This is a genomic window from Arsenophonus nasoniae DSM 15247 (assembly GCF_000429565.1).
In the GTDB taxonomy this organism is placed as follows: domain Bacteria; phylum Pseudomonadota; class Gammaproteobacteria; order Enterobacterales; family Enterobacteriaceae; genus Arsenophonus; species Arsenophonus nasoniae.
Window position 1 is genome coordinate 1 of the sequence record NZ_AUCC01000059.1, and the last position, 19,768, is coordinate 19,768.

Below are 19,768 nucleotides of genomic sequence, written 5' to 3' on the forward strand. Positions count from 1 at the left end.
AAAGCTACCGATTGAAAGATAAGCGGCGCTCAGGAGCAATAACTGAGTAAAACAGTGGATCAATTTTGATTGATCGGATTTAGATAAAAAGTGGATCAGTTTTCGGTGATCGTTGACAATATAGTACACTTGACGCCATATATCTTTTTAATACAGTATATTTTATGAACAAGCAATTTTTAGTTCGCTGCAATATAAAATGAGCTGTTCACAGGCACTTGTTTGATAAAACCCTATTATAAAGGATGATGTATGGAGACAGGTACAGTTAAGTGGTTTAATAATGCTAAAGGTTTTGGCTTCATCTGCCCCGAAAATGGTGGCGAAGATATCTTCGCACACTATTCCAGTATCCAGATGGAAGGGTACCGTACATTAAAAGCTGGACAGAAGGTTAATTTTAGTTCAACTAAAGGGCCTAAAGGTAACCATGCCTGCCTTATTATTCCTGTAGAAAATGGATAGGTTGGTTTTCATTGCCTTTAATAATTTGCTATTTTAATCATTGCTCCCAATCTTCTTTTGGGAGCATATAAATCCTTATTTTTCATTCTCTTGCCAAGGCATCAACTGGATTTAATTTTGCCGCATTGCGGGCAGGTAAAAAACCAAAAATAAGGCCAATGACGGTTGAGCAAAGCAAAGCACCGAGTAGTGGCATCAAACTAAAAGCAAATTGCCAATCGGGTAATACTACACGGGCAATAAGTGCGACCAAATAAGAGAGTAAGATCCCTAAAAACCCACCAAACAAACAAATAAAAATCGCTTCTATTAAAAATTGTTGCATAATATCGCTATTTCGCGCGCCGATTGCAATGCGAATACCAATTTCTTTCGTCCGTTCAGTTACTGAAACCAACATGATATTCATAACACCTATACCACCGACTAACAGGGAAATAACAGCGACTAATGTTAAAAACAACTGTAACGTATTAGTCGTTTTTTCTATCGTTTTAATCAATGTATCGAAATTGTAGGTAAAAATATCCTTTTTCCCGTGCAATACCGTCAATAAACGCGTCAATTGTTGTTCTGCTTCTAATGAGCTATAACCCTGTTTAATCCTAATATCGAGATTATCAAAATAAGAGCGATTCATCAGGCGGCTACTCATCGTGGTATAAGGCATCCAGATCTGTAGCATATTGCTATTGCCATACATTGACTTCTGCTCAGCTGCCACACCAACAATAGTAACAGGTATATTGCCAACGAGCATTACTTCACCAACAACCTGTTTGTGCTGAGGGAAAAACATATTTTTGGTATTTTGATCAATAACAATAACCTGTGCATGATGCTTAACCATATCCCTTGTGAGTATTATCCCTTCGCTCATTGGCATAGCATAAACATCAAAATATGACTCTCCAATGCCAAACGCTCTTGCCGCTGAATTTTGATTGCCATAACGTAATCGAACATCAGTACTCATTTTACCTGATATAGCCAAAACAGATGGCTGATTCTGTAACGCATCCACATCGCTTACTTTCAGTGCTCTTCTATCTTGTGGGCTCATGTCACCAAAGCCTCTACCAGGAAAAACAGTGATAGTATTGGTTGCAATTGACTGAATATCGGCCAATACCAGTCCTTTGGCCGCATTGCCAATAACAAGTATACTAACGACCGAGGCAATACCAATAATGATGCCAAGCATGGTGAGTAATGTGCGCATTTTATTAATTAATATCGCTCGCCATGCCATCAGTAACGCTTCTCTAAACTGATTAAGCCATTGCGTCATTGAAATTTGCGATTTTTTGGTAGAAAAAACTGGCGGTAATATTTTTGCGGACTCGCGTTGCACAGAATTACGGATAATTTCGCCATTTTTAATTTCAATTACTCGCTCCGCCTGTTCTGCTATCTGCATATTATGGGTAACCAGAATAACAGTATATCCCTGTTGGCATAGCTGTTTAAGAATAGTAATAACTTCATCACCTGAATAGCTATCCAATGCGCCCGTTGGCTCATCAGCTAAAATAATTTTCCCGCCATTGATTAATGCGCGAGCAATACTCACTCTCTGCTGTTGGCCGCCAGACAATTGCGTCGGATAATATTTAATACGGTCATTCAAACCAAGACGCGTTAATAAGGCAATTGCCCGTTTACGACGTTCTTGTTGGCATGCGCCGGCATAGATAGCTGGAATTTCAACATTCTGTTCGGCCGTCAAGTAGGGTAATAAATGATAACGCTGGAAAATGAAACCAAAATATTCGCGACGTAAAACTGAAAGTTGCTCGTTATCCAGCTCAGCAATATTTTGTCCAGCCAGAAAATATTGGCCGTAACTTGGTTTATCTAAACAACCAAGGATATTCATTAAAGTTGATTTCCCAGAGCCTGAAGCGCCAACAATCGCAACCATTTCCCCAGCATTTATGGTCAAAGAAATATTTTTTAGTACCGCTACTTGCTGTTCGCCTGAACGATAATTACGACCTATATCACACAATTCAAGTAATGCACTCATTCCTTTATCCTTTTGATGTCTAAGGGTTGGTAATGACCAAGTCACCTTCAGCAAGGCCGGAAACAATTTCAGCATCTTTATAATTTCGTGTGGCAACTTCGACTTGTTTTTCCACCTGTTGGCCATTTTCTAGTACCGCAACAGTGTATTGATTACCCGCAATGTTTTCTTTCAATGCAGATAGTGGCAAAAGCAATACATTTTTGTGTAATTCAAGTTGGATTTTAATTTGCGCAGTCATTTGTAGTTTTAAAATATGCTGCGAATTGGGAACTTCAAAGCGGGCATGATAAAAAATTGCATTATTTACTTCTTCCGGTGTAGGTAATATATCTTTCAAAATTCCATCAAAAGTTGTGTCTGGTGCACCAAGAATAGTAAAAGAAGCTTTTTGCCCAGGTTTAAGATTAATAATATCAGCTTCGGAAACTTGCGCTTTTACTAACATTGTATCCAAGTCTGCTAATGTCATAATGGTTGGCGCTTCCTGGGCAGCAATGACGGTTTGTCCCTGCAAGGTTTTAATGTTAGTCACAATCCCACTCATTGGCGCAGTAAGATGGGTATACTTCAGATTGGTTTTAGCGGTATTTAACGAGGCTTGATTGCGATTAATTTGGGCAATATAAATTTTTACCCGCGCTTTTTTAACCGCAACATCGGTTTTAACACGATCAAACTCCTGCCGTGAAATAGCCTGATGCTTTGCCAAATCAACATGGCGTTGATAAGTCATTTCTGCTAACTTCAATTCAGCACGGGCTAAGGCTAAATTAGCTTGCCGTTCACGCAGCGTTTCCTCTGATTCTTTCACCACATTTTGCGCATTTTGGGGATCGATTACTGCTAATAAATCCCCTTTTTTCACCATATCCCCCTCTTTGACATAAAGAGTCTGTAACTGGCCACTAACCTGAGCGCCAACATCTACCTTGCTAACCGCATCCAACTTGCCAGTAGCCAGTACATGTTTTTCGATATTTCCTCTCATTACGGGTACGGTTTGATAAGTTACCTTTTTAGGCAAATTAATTACATAAAACATCACAGCAGTAATGATAATGATTAATAACAACACAAGAGAAATTAATAAACGCTTTTTTTTAGTGCGAAGAAATTTCATACTAAAAATACCTTTTTTAATATGGAATAGGTTAAAAACTGTATAGCAATCTATTATCTGCCTTGACTAAAATTTGCAGACAAACGCCACAATATATTTATTGCTTACCTGTTTACTAAGATTTCCCTCTTGCTAACCAAGCAACACGTGAAAACATATTGCGTAGTAACGAAGGTATTGAATTAATGCCTTTTTCTGCCGCTCTATTGGCGACTTCAATTGCTAAGTCAGGTTTCGAAATTCGATGAATTGCTTTAATAATGACACGACGCGGTAATACCTTGCCATCATCTGGGATACCTGCAATTTGATGATAGATATCCCTGAAACCTTCACGATAAAGAAAATGCTCCATATCCAACGCAGGTAACATGGTTAGTCTATCTCGTGCCGTATCCTTGTTCTTCTCAGCATAAGCGATTACTGAACCTGCATATTGTCTGCCGGCATTATCACCATCAACTAACGTATGCCACTCGATGCCCATACTATTTGCAAACTTCAATAATGGCTTAATACCGCATTGCGCAAACTCAATCACTTTAACACCTTCTGACTCAAAATGATAATTACACTGGCGTGCCAATTCATTCATCAACCAAATTTCGGTCTCACCTTCAACTAATAACCAACAGCGCGCAAATAGCGCTGAAGGGCGATTAAAGCGGATATGAAATGAGAGACGTCTCATATCTTCAAGTGATAACTTACTGGTTTTTAATCGAAAAGCAGCCACTCGATTTGAGTTACGCACTAAGCGGCATACATTTTTCAATGGAACTTGTGAAAGTAATTCACCTGAATTAGTTGAACTAATACGCTGTAATGGAAAAAGATTTAACAGGCGCCAGGCAATCGAAAGCATAATAGGGTGTAAACGCGTTTCTGGATCTTCAATAATCAGGATAGGCCTGGCATAGCGAGCTAGTTGCAGATCACCTTGTAATTGCAAAAAAGAGGAAAAAATCTGCCAAATAATTAATTTAATATGCTGTTGTTCAGGTTTAGCCACGATACGATTTATATCCTCTAGCACCCGCCAACCTCTTCTATTAGGTAAGCTATAGGCAATATTTGACTGATCTTGTCGATGAGATAAGTGGGTATTTTGTTCGGCAAAATAATAACCCAGCAACTGTTGCAGTACCACAAAACCTTCCTCTGCCTCTTTATGAGACAATTTTCGTGATGCTTGCATTAACGCTTAAGCCAATTGCTGTAACTGGTTGGCAAATTTAACAGCTAGTTTTTTATAGTCAGTAGCATACAATGTAGTCGCTGTAGGATGTAAAAAGCGGGCATCTCTTAGACGTAGTACTGGATATAGTCGAATAATCTGCTGGATATATTTATTATTATCATTTAAAACCAACTTATTACCCTGCTTATCTAAAAAACATCGTTCAGTGGCCACAATATTATTCTGTTGTTCTGCACTCACCCGATAATAAATACGTTTGTATTCATCATCTCCTTTAATCCATAACGGTAATAAATGCTTAAAACGACTTACTTTATGATTATTTGGCTGGTTTTCACAAAAAACTAAAATTATTTGTAGATTATTGATTTGTTCATCTGTAGCAACCAAGTGATGAAAATCATGCTGATTAAATTGATATAATGGTTGCCTTGGTGATAATAGAATAGTCAACGCATCTAACAAGCTTGACTTACCCCAAGTATTTTCACCAATTAACACGGTATTATGATCCAGTGTTAATGAAAGCCGATTTATCCCACGAAAACCAGAAATTTCCACTTGTTGCAAATACATGATTATCCTCTTTATATATTAGCAATAGCCCCTGGATAATGCTGTGAGCAATGAATTACGTTTAAAATATTATTCTGTAATATTGCGCCTATTTTGAGTCTGTTATAAAATATTTATTATTATTTTGCCTATCTTTTTCACATTATTTCCACAAAATCATTCCCATAAAAGCGTTAATTGTAATAAGGATGGACTATGTATTCAGGACTGCTTATCATTCTTTTACCGTTAACAGTAGGCTATTTATTTCGCTTTAAAAATAAGAAAATTTTAGCGCTTACACATCGCCTATTAGGCGCTATGGTTTACATTATCCTATTTTTAATGGGCATCACACTGGCGTTATTAGATAATATTAGTACTCATCTTACGTCAATTTTTATCTATACAATGGTTTTCTTTTGTTGCACCTTTGCCGCTAACCTAATTGCTTTACTACTATTGGATAAATTGTTGCCGTGGAAAATCGATAAACGTGAAACCAATAAGCCTCTCTCTCGATTAAAAATGATTTTAAGCTCACTACTACTGTGTGGCGTATTAATACTCGGTTTCTTACTAGGATTAACAAAGTGGCCATTTTTATCCTATGCCAAATATGGTACTGAAGTTACACTTATCTGTTTATTATTATTGGTGGGTTGCCATTTACGTAATAGTGGGATGTATCTGCGACAAATTTTAATTAATTTCAGAGGAGCGGCGATTGCGCTGATTGTTGCCATCAGCGCGCTGCTTGGTGGCATTTTGGCTGCAGTTTTATTAGGTCTACCGACTAAAGTGGGATTAGCGATTGCTGCCGGTTACGGTTGGTATTCTCTAACGGGTATACTACTTACCGATGCTTACGGACCGGTTATTGGTAGTACCGCTTTCTTTAACGATCTAATGCGTGAATTAGCGGCAATTATGCTTATTCCCATTATTATCAATCAATTTCGTTCTACGGCATTAGGGATTTGTGGCTCAACATCAATGGACTTTACGCTACCCATATTACAACGTAGCGGAGGGGTGTCTATTGTACCTGCTGCCATTGTCCACGGTTTTGTACTAAGTCTATTGACGCCATTACTGATCGCCTTCTTCACCTAATAGCGAATAACTAGCTGGATTTACTAGCAAAATGCCCTGGCTCAAATAGGTAACCCTATATGGATAAAAAACGGATTTTAGTACTCGGTGCTAACGGTTATATTGGTCAAAATCTGATCCCAGAGTTAATCAAACAAGGGCATATAATCACCGCAGCAACGCGTCGACTTGATTGGGTTGAAGCACAAAATTGGCCAAATACTCAATGCTGTTATGTTGATTTACTCGCACCAAAAACCTTAAACAATATTATGACTGATATTGATATTGTTTACTTTCTGGTTCACAGTATGGCGGCGAATAATAATCTTATTGAACAAGAATGCCTGGCTGCTCAGAATGTTAAACATGTACTTGAGCAATCTAAAGTAAAACAAGTTATCTATTTAAGTGCCCTACAACACGCTTCCTGTCATTCACAACATCTTATTGCCCGTAAACTGACGGGAGAAATCTTACGTGAAAGTAAAATTCCGGTGACAGAAATTCGGGCGCCCATTATTATTGGAGCGGGCTCAGTGCCTTATGAAATAATTCGGGATATGACTTACAACTTATTAATTCTTACTCCCCCACGTTGGGTAAGGTCAAAATCTTGTCCTATTGCTTTAAAAAATATGCTGTACTATCTGACACAATTGATAGCCCACTCAACGAATCAGCATCGCATCCTTGATGCGGGAGGACCTGAATATATTGATTATCAAACACTATTCAAGCGCTTTATGCGCATCAGCGGTAAATATCGACCAATTATCCCCCTGCCTATTCCAATTCGATTAATTTCTATTCATTTCATTAGCTTAATAACTTCAGTATCTCCCTTAATTAGCAAAAGTTTAATTCAGGGGCTACAGTACAATTTGCCCGCTAATGATCAAGCGTTAAAACAGCTTATTCCGCAAAAATTACTTAGTGTTGATGAAGCAGTTAAACAAGCGTTTATCGACTCGCATAATGCCATTAATAAAGCGGATTGGGGGTCAGATCCAACGCTAAAAACACATTGGTGTACCAAATATAGCTATTATCCGAAAGATGCCGGTTTTACGCTAACAACTACTGCCACTAGCTATACTATTTGGCAAATCGTGCAACAAATTGGTGGCAAAAGAGGATATTTTTACGCCAATATTTTATGGCAATATTTTATGGCAATTACGCGCCCGCATTGATGATTTAATGCGCAACAAAGTAAAATATGGCCGTCCTAAACGTGAAACATTATATTTAGGTGACATGATTGATAGCTGGAAAGTTATTAGTATTAAACCTAAGCATCAATTAACACTCTTATTTGGTATGAAAGCGCCGGGACTCGGCCGTTTAACCTTTACTATTCAGGATTGTGGCAAACATCGAACACTTGATGTCAGAGCGTGGTGGCACCCGGCCGGTTTTTTCGGTCTAATCTATTGGCTAATTATGACCCCAATTCACCGTTTTATTTTCAAAGGAATGGCGCAAAAAATTAATAAAATTGCATTAAAAATGAATAAAAATGATTAAAGTTATTTTATAAAGGAAAAATAACCCTAAAATATAGCAATATTAGACTTTTTAAAAACAACATATTGCATAATTATTTCAGTAAGATTATTATTAACCCACTTGTTTATTTATTCAGATTTTTAGCATGAGTATTCAATTAAACCAAATTAATTGCTTTTATGGTGAAGAGCAAGCACTACACGATATCAATTTGACATGTGAAACGGGTGAAACGATGGTACTACTTGGTCCAAGTGGTGCTGGCAAAAGCTCATTATTACGGGTGTTCAATTTACTGCAAATGCCCCGCTCTGGTCAACTTGACATTGTAGGCTATCATTTTGATTTCTCACGCCAACCAAAAAGCCATGAAATTCGCGCCCTAAGACAAAAAGTCGGTATGGTATTTCAACAATATAACTTATGGCCTCATTTAACCGTAATCGAAAATCTGATTGAGGCCCCTTGCTTAGTTTTAGGTTTAACCAAAGCAATAGCTAAACAAAAAGCGGAAAACTTATTGGATCGCTTGCGGCTAACTGAATTTGCTAATCGCTTCCCGTTGCATCTTTCTGGTGGGCAACAACAACGAGTAGCTATTGCTCGAGCATTAATGATGGAGCCTGAAATATTATTATTTGATGAGCCAACAGCGGCTCTCGATCCTGAAATTACAACTCAAGTGGTTAGTATTATACAAGAATTATCAAAAACAGGTATTACCCAACTGATTGTGACTCATGAAATTGATTTTGCTCGTAAAACAGCAAGCAAAATCGTGTATATGGAAAAAGGGGCAATTGTGGAGCAAGGCAATATTGATCGTTTAACTAAACCACAAACTCAAGGCTTGACAAATTATCTATCCCATTCATCTAATTGAGAATACCTTAATGAAAAAATCATTGTTAGCGATTATCTTATGCAGCCTGTCCTTACCGATACTAGCCACTACAAAAGAGACGATACGCTTTGCAACTGAAGCAACTTATGCCCCATTTGAATCAATCGATGCCAATAATAATATTGTCGGGTTTGATATTGATCTGGCGAATGCAATATGCAAAAAGCTTGATGCTAACTGTACATTTACTCACCAATCTTTTGATAGCTTAATCCCCAGTTTAAAGATGCGCCGCTTTGATGCATTGATAGCTGGAATTGATATTACGCCAGAGCGGCAAAAACAGGTTAATTTTACTGATACTTATTACAATAATTCAGCAACATTTATCGCAGTAAAAAATAAGATTAATAAAATATCATTATTAAAAGGTAAAAAAATTGGCGTGCAAAATGGCACCACTCATCAAAAATATATCATTCAACAGCATAAAGAGATGCAAGCTGTCCCGTATGATAATTACCAAACGGCAATCCTAGATTTACAAAATGGCCGGATAGATGCGGTGTTTGGTGATACTGCTGTCACGACGGAATGGCTAAAAACCAAAGGTAATGAAAACCTTGCAGCTGTAGGTGAAAAAGTAACAGATGCTAATTATTTTGGTGTAGGTCTTGCTATTGCGGTACGTAAAGGAAATAAAACGCTGCTAGATAAATTAAATAAAGCGTTGGCACAAGTAAAACAAGATGGCAGTTATGATGTTATTTACCAAAAATGGTTACAAAAATAGTCGATTATCGCGATGAATAATCTGTTATTTCTAATAAATGCTGCCGGCTTAACACTTACTCTCGCCGGCGCCGCTTTGATTCTAGGGCTGCTATTAGCCATGTTATTTACTGCTTGGGAATCTATCCGCTGGCGGCCCGTGGCCTTGCTTGGTTCTTGCTGGGTGACTTTAATTCGCGGATTACCAGAATTGTTAGTTGTCCTGTTCGTTTACTATGGCACATTACAATTTATTATGTTGTTAGGTGATGGCATTGATATTAATATCATTTTCTGGCATACAACCTGGCAAGTCGATCCTGAATGGTTCTTCCCGCAAAATAATCAATTCGATTTTATTCCTTTTTTTTGTGGTGTCTTTGCCCTTGCTCTACTCTATGCTGCCTATGCATCCCAAACCTTAAGAGGCGCTCTAAAAGCGATACCATCCGGCCAATGGCAATCAGGCCAAGCCTTGGGTCTCAATCGGAATGTTATTTTTTTGCGGCTGATCATGCCGCAAATGTGGCGTCACGCTTTACCTGGCTTAGGCAATCAATGGCTAGTATTGCTAAAAGATACCGCCTTGGTTTCTCTGATCAGCGTAAACGACTTAATGTTGCAAACTAAAAGTATCGTTAATCGTACTCAGGAACCTTTCACTTGGTACTTAATTGTGGCATTGATCTACCTAGCTATCACCCTGGTAAGTCAATTTATTTTACGGCGGATTGAACTACGCACAACCCAGTTTGAACGGGGAGTCGCAAAATGATCGATTTAATCATTTCATTACTGCCAGGCCTACCAACCAGTCTATCACTAACATTATGTGCATTACTTATTGCCTTTTCGTTAGCGCTATTCTTGACTATCATTTTGTCGTTAAAAACAGCAATTTTTTCATCCATAATTAAAGGTTACATTACCCTATTTACTGGTACCCCTTTGCTAGTTCAATTTTTTCTGATTTACTATGGACCCGGTCAATTTCCCGCACTAAGAGATTACCCTGCTTTATGGGCATTGATTTCTACTCCATGGATTTGTGCCTTGCTGGCATTAGCCCTAAATAGTGCCGCCTATTCCACTCTATTATTTCATGGTGCAGTAAAAGCAATTCCTAAAACTAGCTGGCAAGCCTGTCAGGCGCTAGGTATGTCAAATCATCAAACCCTAAGAATTATTTTACCTTATGCGCTTAAACGTGCGCTTTCCTCCTATTCCAATGAGGTAATTCTTATATTTAAAAGCACATCACTAGCTAGTACCATAACGCTATTAGAAATTATGGGATATAGCCAACAAATTTTTGGCCAAACTTATAATGTTGATGTTTTTATTGCGGCGGGAATTATATATCTGTGCGTAAATGGCATCTTAACCTTATTAATGCGTTATCTAGAAAAATACGCGTTATCTTTTGAAAAAACCTAACCAAATAAATCTCGCTTTCGACTAAAGAAAACGAGATTTATTATGATGTTAATTAATAAAGCTAATGCTTTATTGCATTCTAAGGGCGCTAATCTTTAACGTCTAAAATTTATGATTTATAGATATCAATAACATTAAACGCCACTTGATAAACATTGTTTTATTTTAATGCGATTAACCATTGAATGACGGTGAGTTGTGATAATCAGAACGACTCCATCCGCAAGATAGCAGCGTGCCTGAGCTGTAAAGAAAAAATTATGGCAAAATTTATCGTTTTCTTCGTTTCTTAAATCAGTGGAAGAGATTGTTTTTTATACTAAACCTCTTCTGTATATTTGGTTTGTATCGGACATATTTCAGCCATAGTTTTTCCTTGGGCTAATTTACCGTCTAATTTATTTGGGTCAGGTAAAAAATCAGAGAAAATTTTTATTTTAATTCCTTTGCCAACAGCTTCTTCTAATTCGCTGAGGGTAACGCTACCGCCACCAAAAGCTAAAAAACATCCATTCTTACTTGCCGCATATACCATATAAGAATTACCTGAATCATCCAGAACTTTCCAGCTGTTATCCGGATCCTTTATTTGAATAACACTCTGACAATTTTTTGCTAGGCTATTTGTTGGCGCTTGCTGTGAAACAATTCCCAAGGTACATACGCCTAAATTTTTAGCAATATCATAGACACAGCCAATACCATCAGAAGTCGCACCTGCAACGATGAGTAAATTATGGATCCCATGCTCATCAATATGTTGTTTTATCTCTTTTGTTATATATTTATGTAATTTTTCGGTATCTTTATATCCCATTGCAGAAAATCCACTAAAAACCAATACAAATTTACTTTCAATTTTTTTATCAATTTCTACTTTTACTGGATCAAGGTGATGATTGGATGTAACGGAAGATTCAATATTTTTGACACTAGCAGATTCCAATGAACTAAGCATATTCAAATCCCTTTTAGCATGTAGTTATTAGTCGAAAATTATTGGCTAGATAAGGTGCAAATGCAGTGGTAGTAAGAATAAAAAGAATCTAGCAAAATAGTTATACTTTTTAAAGTAATAAAAAGGCTGAAATGTATTTGTATTCCTATAATATTTGTATATATAAACTAGGAAACGCATTAACCACTCATATGAATGGCAGATGCTATTAGATCTTTTTTTATAATTTAATGTAGTAGAAAGCGGGCAGGCAAGGTTTGCTCAGATAGCTCTTCATCTTCTATATCTTCTTGACCACTATAAAGCAGATCATTGTTATAAACTTCAAAAATAATAGCAGCCATCTGTTCTTCTGCTTGCTGAAGAAAACTGGAGAATTGGTTACATGTCATTCCCGCCAACAAGGGAAAAGACTGACTAACAACTAATTTAGGCAAATTTTCATCATTAATTTCCATAAATGCTTTCGCCGTTAATGAACTAGCATTAATTTGGCTTAAATTTGCCAATAGGGTAATAATCGATGTCGGTTTGAGTTCAGCCAAAACCGAGAAAACTAATATGTTTTCAACAATCTCAACTTTTGCATCGAAAATACCATCAATATTTTGCATATGAGGCAAATGCAATGCCTGGCAATTATCACATTCAAAATACGATGTTTTGAGTTGAACAAGCCACTCTCGCAATTTAGCTATGTCAGGGAAACAAATCGAATCCATTAATTAACCTTTTTTACATATAATAGCAATAATTTCACCTATAAAAATTCGCTATCTATTGTCGCAAACCAAAAACAGACCATATTTTATCATGTTAAATCATATTTAACGAGCCATTCTAACCCATAATTTAATCCACCTTACGATGATTACACGGCTTAGCTTTTATTTTACGTGGGTTATGTTGCGAACTATTTTTATGTTGATCAATGCCAAAAAAACTAAGCTTAGGCAGTGCTCGCCAAACAATATTAATGATTGCTGGTATCATGCAACCTACTGCTAACATAATCATAGCAAGCAAAACACCTTTTTTCATAAATAAAGCAGCTATTTCAATATAGTTATTTATCACTAAATAGACCAATAACAATAATAGTATGCCAATAACTTCGAGTATTATCACAATTTTTGGCATATCACCGAAAGAACGCATAGCCGATAATTTTTTTTTGCTCATAACAAATCTATGTTTCCTTTTAAAAAACGCTATCCTGTTATATTAGGTCATTATTAACATCTCAAATAAGAATAAGAATAAGAATAAGAATAAATTGTGCTTTTTTTCATGCTAACTATAGGCATTTTAATTGATATTGTAGACAATAGATAAAAATTTAATTGAAGGAGATGTGATGTTTACTGTCATTTTCGGTCGCTCTAGTTGCCCCTACTGTGTCCGTGCACAAGCACTAGCAGAAAAATTAAAACATGAACGTGATGATTTTGATTATAATTATGTCGATATAGAAGCGGAGGGGATTACTAAAGCTGATTTAGCGAAAAAAGCGGGTAAACCTGTTAATACAGTTCCTCAAATTTTTATTGATGAACAACATATTGGTGGTTGTACTGATTTTGAAGCCTACGCGGAAGAACATTTACTTTCTTAACCAACTGATTTTAATAAAATTATTTATTATCTTATCTATTAAGTTTTAGGCACAAATCACAAAAGCATTTTTTGGCAAAAAATGCTTTTTTTCTTTTATAAGAACTTTATGAATAATAAATAGTCATAACTTATGCCACTGCTTTTATTTGAATGTCCCCAAATTATTGAGGAATCCGATAGTTTAAATTATGTCCTATTTAAACTATCGGTTTTTTATTTGTCGCTATCTAATTGACCTTGCAGAGTTACAATAATTTTACGTTCGCCACCATGATTGCGGTGTTCACAGAGGTAAATCCCTTGCCATGCTCCCATATTGAACTGACCATTGGTAACTGGAATAACTAAACTACTTCCTAGTAAGCTACTCTTCAAATGTGCCGGCATATCATCACTTCCCTCGCAAGTATGCTGATAATAATATTCATTTTCTTTAACAATTCGATTAAAATAGCTTTCAAAATCAGTTTGGACACTTGGATCTGCACTTTCATTGATGGTTAACGATGCAGAAGTATGTTGAATAAAAAGATGGGCAATACCCACTGCTATTCGACTAATTTCAGGTAGTTGTCGCATAATTTCGGCTGTAATCAAATGAAATCCTCGTGGGCGAGAACACAATTTAATTTGCTTCTGGTACCACATAGTATCTCCCTAGCAAAATAGTGAATGCCATTAGTTTTATTTAATAAACAAATAAGTTTTGTATAAATATCACCAAACTTACTTTACCCTATATAAAAGACATTTTACCCTTGGCTATCTAATATAAATGATCATGATAGATATTTGATGAGGACTCTACCTTGCTAAACGATATTAACTTAAGTTTGTTTAGTTTTATTAATGCCACCCCAATTACATCCATTAGTACACTAACGCTGGCAATTTTTTTGGCTAAGCGACTCATTCTCATATTTCCTTTAATTACTATTGCCTGCTGGTTTTGGGGTAGAGCGGGAAATTTAGTTTGCCAAAGAGTTTTTGTCTGTAAAACCGCTCTTGCACTTATTGTAGGTTTAGCTATTTCCGGTTTTATTGGCGTCATTTTTCCACTAGAGCGACCTTTTGTGTTGGGGATAGGTCAACATTTTCTTGCTCATGCCCCTACCCCCTCTTTTCCCAGTAATCATGCTACTATTGCTTTTATCTTTGCCTTTGGCTTTTTATTCTGGTTAAGAAATTGGATTGGGCTGTTGTTATTTATACCGGCTTTCACCATTGCGTGGGCTAGAATTTTTCTCGGGGTACATTGGCCTTTAGATATGGTAGGGGCATTTTTAGTTGCTATTATGGCTTGTGGAATTAGTCAAACAATTTGGGAATTAGGTGGTCATAAATTACTACCATATATCATAAAAGCTTATCAAATCCTATTCGCTCCTTTAATTAAAAAGGGTTGGATCAGAGGTTGAATACAAAAATAATTTAAATAAATCCATAAATCGCCTCTATTAATTTAAAAATTTGCCAATTTTAAAGAGGCTATTTTATGATTCAGCATTTTAAATAGCTTAAATCAATAGATAATTATTTATGATAAGTATCACCTAAATAAAATAACATAATCAGATTTTACTAAAATAGAATTAAAGGTTGCTAGATTTAATATTTATACCATTTATCTTTTAAATTTACGCCACTAATTTATAATGGTTATATCTTAAAAGGAAATTATTTCTTTATGAAATCAAAATAACAAGTTAATAAATATAAACTATTTTTCGTACAAAAGTAAAAAAATAATAATATTATGTTTAAAATGAAATCAGAAAATGGCAAGCAATAAATCCATTAATAATTATAAATAAGTAAAACCGCTAAATATTATTAGTAAATTGTCCGTTTATTTATATACATTACAAAAATTAATAAGAATCTTTTTTATTAAAATTTGAGCTGATTAACTGAATGATTAATCATATTTATTAAAACAACTTTAAGCACTATAAACTAAGAACTGCCAAAATTTAACAAAATAAAAACAAAAAACATTATATTGTTTAACAACAAACTATAGATTATTATACTTTTGGGACTCCGATCACGGAATTTTATGCCAACAAATAATAATATTTGCGCCTGAAAAACTAAAATATAATTTCAATATATAAAAAAACAAATAAAATTGATTCTAAACAGTATTGTAATAATGACACTAAACCATAATGTGGTATAGTATTGCAATTAGCCTTTACTAGAATAATCAATTACTTTATTTACATAAATTCTAACTATATATTTTTGTTTCTGTAGATAAAGCATGTTGTATAAATATACCTGCAATCATAATTATATTGACCGGTTTTCATACATTAAAAAATTACTATTTTTGTTTCTTGTTTTATATTTTGGAGATTACCATGGATACAACTCGAGTTGATTCCATCACTTCCTCATATGCACACCAGGACGTAAAAGTTTGGCGTAAAAGTGATACAGTTTGGATGTTAGGTTTATACGGCACCGCAATTGGTGCTGGAGTTCTCTTTTTGCCTATTAATGCAGGTATGAGTGGCCTATTGCCCGTCATTCTAATGACGTTGCTCGCTTTTCCAATGGCCTTTTTTTCCCATCGCGGTTTAACTCGTTTTGTATTATCCGGATCAAAACCTAATGGCGATATTACTGAGGTTGTAGAAGAACATTTTGGCCGTTCAGCGGGTAATTGGATCACGCTGCTCTATTTTTTTGCTATTTATCCTATCTTATTAGTTTATGGCGTATCGATTACCAACAATGTCGAGAATTTCATCGTTGAACTCCTCGGTTTTAATGCTCCACCACGCTGGCTATTAGCACTCATTCTTGTCGGTAGTATTATGGCTATTGTTAGCCTAGGTGAAAAATACATAGTGAAAATAATGAGCATGCTAGTATTTCCGTTTATTGCGGTGCTGGTGATATTTTCTCTCTATATGATCCCACATTGGCATGGTGCTGCATTAGAAACGCTTTCATTGTCCAATATTAACATGGATAGTGCTGAAAATAACCAAAGTATGTTGGTTACAATTTGGTTAACCATTCCTGTTATGGTTTTTGCCTTTAACCATTCACCCATTATTTCTGCTTTCGCTGTTGCCAATCGTAAAGAATATGGCTCGCATGCTGATCAAAAATCTTCGCGAATTTTAGCTTCAGCACATATTTTAATGGTATTAACGGTAATGTTTTTCGTTTTTAGCTGTGTATTTACCTTATCTCCAGCTGATCTGGTAAAAGCAAAAGCGGCAAACATCAGTATCCTCGACTATTTATCTGGTTATTTCGATAAACCTTTTATTAAATATGCCGCTTCACTCATTGCTTTTGTTGCGATTATAAAATCGTTCCTAGGGCATTATCTTGGTGCTCGTGAAGGTTTTAATGGTTTGGTTGAACGTGCTTATCGAGCAAAAGGTAAAACAATTAATATTCAAAAACTAAATAAAGCGACTGCGATTTTTATGTTAGTCACTACCTGGTTAGTTGCTACTTTAAATCCAAGCATTCTGAGCATTATTGAAAGTTTAGGTGGGCCGGTTATTGCCATTCTATTGTTCATGATGCCAATGTATGCCATTAGCAAAATACCCGCTATGCGGAAGTATTCTGGTCACATTAGTAATATTTTTGTGGTCATTGTCGGTATTATCGCTATTTCAGCTGCAGTATATAAATTATTTCTTTAACGTTTAACGATTTTGGGATGGCTTTCATTATCTGGAATGAATTAGCTTTCCCAAATATCATAAGACCGGAATATTAACTTCAACGCGTCAGCCAGCCTATTACTAAAAAATTAGCGCCTTTAACAAGGAGGCGAATAAAATATGAGTAGTGTTTTTGATATTTTTAAAATTGGCATTGGCCCATCCAGTTCTCATACTGTCGGGCCAATGAAAGCCGGGAAACAATTTGTTGATGATTTAATCGAAAAAGAGATGCTGACCACGGTAAAGCGTATTAGCGTTGATGTTTATGGCTCATTATCTTTAACCGGGAAAGGGCATGCCACTGATATTGCCATTATCATGGGATTAGCTGGTAATTTACCTGATACTGTGGCTATCGATTCTATCTCTACTTTCGTTAAAAATGTTGAACAAACTCAGCGCTTATCTCTTGCCAATGGACAACATGAGGTAAATTTCCCTCGCCAAGGAGGGATGAACTTTCATACCACTAATCTGCCACTTCATGAAAATGGTATGGTAATTACTGCTTACGCAGATGAAGATACACTGTACAGTAAAACCTATTACTCGATTGGCGGTGGTTTTATCGTTGATGAAGAGCATTTTGGTCAAGAAAGTCGGTCGTCTGTTAAACTACCTTATCCATACAAATCCGCTGCTGATTTACAACAGCACTGCAAAGATACCGGCCTTTCACTTTCGGCCTTGGTTATGCAAAATGAATTAGCATTGCGTTCTAAAGAAGAAATCCAAACTCATTTCGATACAGTCTGGCAGGTTATGCAACAAGCTATTGAACGTGGTGTCAATACCGAAGGTTTATTACCAGGCCCACTTCGGGTACCACGCCGGGCTGCAGCATTAAGAAGAATGTTAGTCACCTCCGATAATACAACAACGGATCCCATGGCGGTGGTTGATTGGATCAATATGTTTGCCTTGGCAGTTAATGAAGAAAATGCGGCAGGTGGACGAGTGGTTACCGCGCCAACCAATGGCGCTTGTGGTATTATTCCAGCAGTACTTTCTTATTATGATAAATTCATTCGTCCTATTAACGAAAATTCATCTACCCGCTTCTTTTTGGTTGCCGGCGTTATCGGCACCCTTTATAAAATGAATGCTTCAATTTCTGGTGCTGAGGTCGGTTGTCAAGGTGAAGTAGGTGTTGCTTGTTCTATGGCCGCAGCAGCGCTAACTGAATTAATGGGCGGTAGTCCTGCCCAAGTCTGTATCGCAGCTGAAATTGGCATGGAGCATCATCTTGGCCTCACTTGTGATCCGGTTGGTGGTCAAGTCCAGGTTCCCTGTATTGAGCGTAATGCAATTGCAGCAGTTCAGGCGGTTAATGCGGCCCGAATGGCTATACGTCGGGTCAGTGATCCGCGCGTTTGCTTGGATAAAGTGATTGAAACCATGTATGAAACCGGCAAAGATATGAATGCCAAATATCGAGAAACTTCACAAGGTGGATTAGCGATTAAAATTACTTATTGCGATTGAATTAATTAAAAAACGATTACCGCAATTAAAATAGTAAGCCAGTTTGAACAATCTGTTTCTTATACAAAAGTCCCTTACTTAATGTGAGGGCTTTTTGCATTAAATATTCTCCATACAATCAGATCTTAAAAGTATTCAATTTAAAGATTTCTGAAATGATTAAAAACAATGATGAATGAGCTACAGCACAATTTCGTCAGGCTAGCCTGAGTGATCTAAGAGGAACGATAAGGCGAGTAAAAATAGCTTCAAACTTAGCTCAACACTCTGATAAATCCATTGTTAAATCTTCATCATCACCAGCCAGTATGTAAAACTGTCTCTTAAACGCAAGTCTTGTTCAAGAGACAGGCTTTAATAACTGACTTATTTGATACTAATAAATTATTTTATTCGCTCTTGCGTCAACAATCTGGCACAAACATGGGTGGGTTTTGAGTGAATTTAAGCTCTGTAAAATATGTATTAGCAGTTGAATCTTGATTTTTAAATCCTGATATCACTTGGCTCAACCGTTCTGTGCTGTTACTAAATACACTTTGCCTAAGAGACAATGTATTACCATCTCCAGTATTGTTAATAGACATCCGTGTTACAAAAGTTGTCTGATTGTAAATAACCGTTTCAGATCGCTGGACTTCTACTTTTGGCGTCACTGGCGACAGTGTCTCCTTCGGAGTGTAATGGTCAACAAATTCTGTAGAAGATCTAAGCGGCATTTTTTAGTTCATGATATTTTTGATGTGGCGTTAAATAACCAATCGTTGAATGGCGTCGATAATAATTGTAAAACTAAATATAATTTTCAACTTCACAGACAACAGATTGATGATTCATAAACGATAAACGGTTAAGTCTTTCTGTCTTTAAACTCCTAAAAAATCTTTCCATCACGGCATTATCGAGGCAATTACCTCGCCGACTCATGCTTTGAGTTATTTTCCGTTCAAAGAGGTGCGCCCTAAACTCCTCCGA

19 protein-coding genes and 3 pseudogenes are annotated in these 19,768 nt (G+C 36.4%); 13 read left to right on the plus strand and 9 right to left on the minus strand.

The features are described from left to right. The first annotated feature begins 252 nt into the window (after positions 1-252). Positions 253-465: a cold shock domain-containing protein CspD gene (gene cspD / locus G468_RS0111840; RefSeq protein ID WP_026823306.1), complete on the plus strand. Its 213-nt coding sequence runs from the start codon at positions 253-255 to the stop codon at positions 463-465. 82 nt (positions 466-547) lie between these two features. On the opposite strand, the gene macB is transcribed toward cspD, so the two are convergent. The 3 genes and pseudogenes from macB to G468_RS20750 all read right to left on the minus strand — a co-directional run bounded on the left by macB (position 548) and on the right by G468_RS20750 (position 5,394). Further along, entirely contained in the window at positions 548-2,494 is a 1,947-nt protein-coding gene (macB, locus tag G468_RS0111845) for a macrolide ABC transporter ATP-binding protein/permease MacB (RefSeq protein ID WP_026823307.1), read from the minus strand. A 19-nt stretch (positions 2,495-2,513) separates the two neighbouring features. Further along, on the minus strand, positions 2,514-3,617 hold the full coding sequence (gene macA, locus G468_RS0111850) for a macrolide transporter subunit MacA (protein WP_026823308.1): 1,104 nt from the start codon (positions 3,615-3,617) through the stop codon (positions 2,514-2,516). Between the two features lie 115 nt (positions 3,618-3,732). Further along, a pseudogene (locus G468_RS20750) lies at positions 3,733-5,394 on the minus strand (DUF2813 domain-containing protein). A 195-nt stretch (positions 5,395-5,589) separates the two neighbouring features. On the opposite strand from G468_RS20750, the gene G468_RS0111860 reads away from it, so the two are divergent. The 7 genes from G468_RS0111860 (at position 5,590) to artM (ending at position 11,032) form a co-directional block, all read left to right on the plus strand. Beyond that, positions 5,590-6,489, plus strand: a complete 900-nt coding sequence (locus G468_RS0111860; RefSeq protein WP_026823309.1) for a LysO family transporter — start codon at positions 5,590-5,592, stop codon at positions 6,487-6,489. A 59-nt stretch (positions 6,490-6,548) separates the two neighbouring features. Then, positions 6,549-7,664 (plus strand): NAD(P)H-binding protein, encoded by a 1,116-nt coding sequence (locus G468_RS20755; protein WP_407062023.1) that lies wholly within the window; start codon positions 6,549-6,551, stop codon positions 7,662-7,664. 7 nt (positions 7,665-7,671) lie between these two features. Then, a complete protein-coding gene (locus tag G468_RS25390; protein ID WP_420885101.1) occupies positions 7,672-7,998 on the plus strand; it encodes a DUF2867 domain-containing protein in 327 nt (108 codons plus the stop codon). A 127-nt stretch (positions 7,999-8,125) separates the two neighbouring features. Continuing rightward, positions 8,126-8,863 carry an arginine ABC transporter ATP-binding protein ArtP gene (gene artP / locus G468_RS0111870; protein WP_026823310.1) on the plus strand — a complete coding sequence of 246 codons (738 nt, stop codon included), beginning with the start codon at positions 8,126-8,128 and terminating at the stop codon, positions 8,861-8,863. Positions 8,864-8,873: 10 nt separating this feature from the next. Continuing rightward, the gene (gene artJ / locus G468_RS0111875; protein WP_026823311.1) at positions 8,874-9,617 is read left to right on the plus strand and encodes an arginine ABC transporter substrate-binding protein; all 744 of its coding nucleotides are present in this window, start codon (positions 8,874-8,876) and stop codon (positions 9,615-9,617) included. Between the two features lie 12 nt (positions 9,618-9,629). Next, positions 9,630-10,370, plus strand: a complete 741-nt coding sequence (artQ, locus tag G468_RS0111880) for an arginine ABC transporter permease ArtQ (RefSeq protein ID WP_026823312.1) — start codon at positions 9,630-9,632, stop codon at positions 10,368-10,370. Further along, positions 10,367-11,032, plus strand: coding sequence for an arginine ABC transporter permease ArtM (gene artM, locus G468_RS0111885; RefSeq protein WP_026823313.1), 666 nt, complete (start codon positions 10,367-10,369; stop codon positions 11,030-11,032). Before artQ ends, artM begins: the two co-directional genes overlap by 4 nt. A gap of 319 nt (positions 11,033-11,351) precedes the next feature. On the opposite strand, the gene G468_RS0111890 is transcribed toward artM, so the two are convergent. The 3 genes from G468_RS0111890 to G468_RS0111900 all read right to left on the minus strand — a co-directional run bounded on the left by G468_RS0111890 (position 11,352) and on the right by G468_RS0111900 (position 13,172). Further along, on the minus strand, positions 11,352-11,990 hold the full coding sequence (locus G468_RS0111890) for a hypothetical protein (protein WP_026823314.1): 639 nt from the start codon (positions 11,988-11,990) through the stop codon (positions 11,352-11,354). A gap of 227 nt (positions 11,991-12,217) precedes the next feature. Next, positions 12,218-12,712: a type III secretion system chaperone family protein gene (locus G468_RS0111895; protein WP_026823315.1), complete on the minus strand. Its 495-nt coding sequence runs from the start codon at positions 12,710-12,712 to the stop codon at positions 12,218-12,220. Between the two features lie 130 nt (positions 12,713-12,842). Continuing rightward, positions 12,843-13,172: a DUF1418 family protein gene (locus G468_RS0111900; protein ID WP_026823316.1), complete on the minus strand. Its 330-nt coding sequence runs from the start codon at positions 13,170-13,172 to the stop codon at positions 12,843-12,845. A gap of 175 nt (positions 13,173-13,347) precedes the next feature. Between G468_RS0111900 and G468_RS0111905 the strand changes: the two genes are divergently transcribed. Continuing rightward, entirely contained in the window at positions 13,348-13,605 is a 258-nt protein-coding gene (locus G468_RS0111905) for a GrxA family glutaredoxin (RefSeq protein ID WP_026823317.1), read from the plus strand. 215 nt (positions 13,606-13,820) lie between these two features. Here the strand turns inward: G468_RS0111905 and G468_RS0111910 are convergent, their stop codons facing one another. Next, entirely contained in the window at positions 13,821-14,255 is a 435-nt protein-coding gene (locus G468_RS0111910; RefSeq protein WP_026823318.1) for a secondary thiamine-phosphate synthase enzyme YjbQ, read from the minus strand. A gap of 161 nt (positions 14,256-14,416) precedes the next feature. Between G468_RS0111910 and ybjG the strand changes: the two genes are divergently transcribed. The 4 genes and pseudogenes from ybjG to G468_RS22985 all read left to right on the plus strand — a co-directional run. Continuing rightward, the gene (gene ybjG / locus G468_RS0111915) at positions 14,417-15,025 is read left to right on the plus strand and encodes an undecaprenyl-diphosphate phosphatase (RefSeq protein ID WP_026823319.1); all 609 of its coding nucleotides are present in this window, start codon (positions 14,417-14,419) and stop codon (positions 15,023-15,025) included. 948 nt (positions 15,026-15,973) lie between these two features. Next, positions 15,974-17,284, plus strand: coding sequence for a serine/threonine transporter (locus G468_RS0111920; RefSeq protein WP_026823320.1), 1,311 nt, complete (start codon positions 15,974-15,976; stop codon positions 17,282-17,284). Between the two features lie 141 nt (positions 17,285-17,425). Continuing rightward, positions 17,426-18,793 (plus strand): L-serine ammonia-lyase, encoded by a 1,368-nt coding sequence (locus G468_RS0111925; RefSeq protein ID WP_026823321.1) that lies wholly within the window; start codon positions 17,426-17,428, stop codon positions 18,791-18,793. A 179-nt stretch (positions 18,794-18,972) separates the two neighbouring features. Continuing rightward, positions 18,973-19,104, plus strand: a pseudogene (locus tag G468_RS22985) (transposase DNA-binding-containing protein); the annotation flags it as partial. Between the two features lie 93 nt (positions 19,105-19,197). Here G468_RS22985 and G468_RS20760 read toward each other — a convergent pair. Together G468_RS20760 and G468_RS22990 are read right to left on the minus strand one after the other, a co-directional pair. Next, positions 19,198-19,449: a hypothetical protein gene (locus G468_RS20760; RefSeq protein WP_034249870.1), complete on the minus strand. Its 252-nt coding sequence runs from the start codon at positions 19,447-19,449 to the stop codon at positions 19,198-19,200. A 52-nt stretch (positions 19,450-19,501) separates the two neighbouring features. Beyond that, positions 19,502-19,768: pseudogene (locus tag G468_RS22990) on the minus strand (integrase core domain-containing protein); the annotation flags it as partial.

Excerpts from the sequence above, each read along its gene's own strand:
- artP (WP_026823310.1), top strand. The coding sequence starts at position 8,126 with ATGAGTATTCAATTAAACCAAATTAATTGCTTTTATGGTGAAGAGCAA.
- macB (WP_026823307.1), bottom strand. The coding sequence starts at position 2,494 with ATGAGTGCATTACTTGAATTGTGTGATATAGGTCGTAATTATCGTTCA.
- G468_RS0111905 (WP_026823317.1), top strand. The coding sequence starts at position 13,348 with ATGTTTACTGTCATTTTCGGTCGCTCTAGTTGCCCCTACTGTGTCCGT.
- artQ (WP_026823312.1), top strand. The coding sequence starts at position 9,630 with ATGAATAATCTGTTATTTCTAATAAATGCTGCCGGCTTAACACTTACT.
- artJ (WP_026823311.1), top strand. The coding sequence starts at position 8,874 with ATGAAAAAATCATTGTTAGCGATTATCTTATGCAGCCTGTCCTTACCG.
- G468_RS0111890 (WP_026823314.1), bottom strand. The coding sequence starts at position 11,990 with ATGCTTAGTTCATTGGAATCTGCTAGTGTCAAAAATATTGAATCTTCC.
- cspD (WP_026823306.1), top strand. The coding sequence starts at position 253 with ATGGAGACAGGTACAGTTAAGTGGTTTAATAATGCTAAAGGTTTTGGC.
- G468_RS0111925 (WP_026823321.1), top strand. The coding sequence starts at position 17,426 with ATGAGTAGTGTTTTTGATATTTTTAAAATTGGCATTGGCCCATCCAGT.
- G468_RS20755 (WP_407062023.1), top strand. The coding sequence starts at position 6,549 with ATGGATAAAAAACGGATTTTAGTACTCGGTGCTAACGGTTATATTGGT.
- macA (WP_026823308.1), bottom strand. The coding sequence starts at position 3,617 with ATGAAATTTCTTCGCACTAAAAAAAAGCGTTTATTAATTTCTCTTGTG.
- G468_RS0111860 (WP_026823309.1), top strand. The coding sequence starts at position 5,590 with ATGTATTCAGGACTGCTTATCATTCTTTTACCGTTAACAGTAGGCTAT.
- G468_RS0111920 (WP_026823320.1), top strand. The coding sequence starts at position 15,974 with ATGGATACAACTCGAGTTGATTCCATCACTTCCTCATATGCACACCAG.
- G468_RS0111895 (WP_026823315.1), bottom strand. The coding sequence starts at position 12,712 with ATGGATTCGATTTGTTTCCCTGACATAGCTAAATTGCGAGAGTGGCTT.
- G468_RS0111910 (WP_026823318.1), bottom strand. The coding sequence starts at position 14,255 with ATGTGGTACCAGAAGCAAATTAAATTGTGTTCTCGCCCACGAGGATTT.
- artM (WP_026823313.1), top strand. The coding sequence starts at position 10,367 with ATGATCGATTTAATCATTTCATTACTGCCAGGCCTACCAACCAGTCTA.
- G468_RS0111900 (WP_026823316.1), bottom strand. The coding sequence starts at position 13,172 with ATGAGCAAAAAAAAATTATCGGCTATGCGTTCTTTCGGTGATATGCCA.
- G468_RS25390 (WP_420885101.1), top strand. The coding sequence starts at position 7,672 with ATGCGCAACAAAGTAAAATATGGCCGTCCTAAACGTGAAACATTATAT.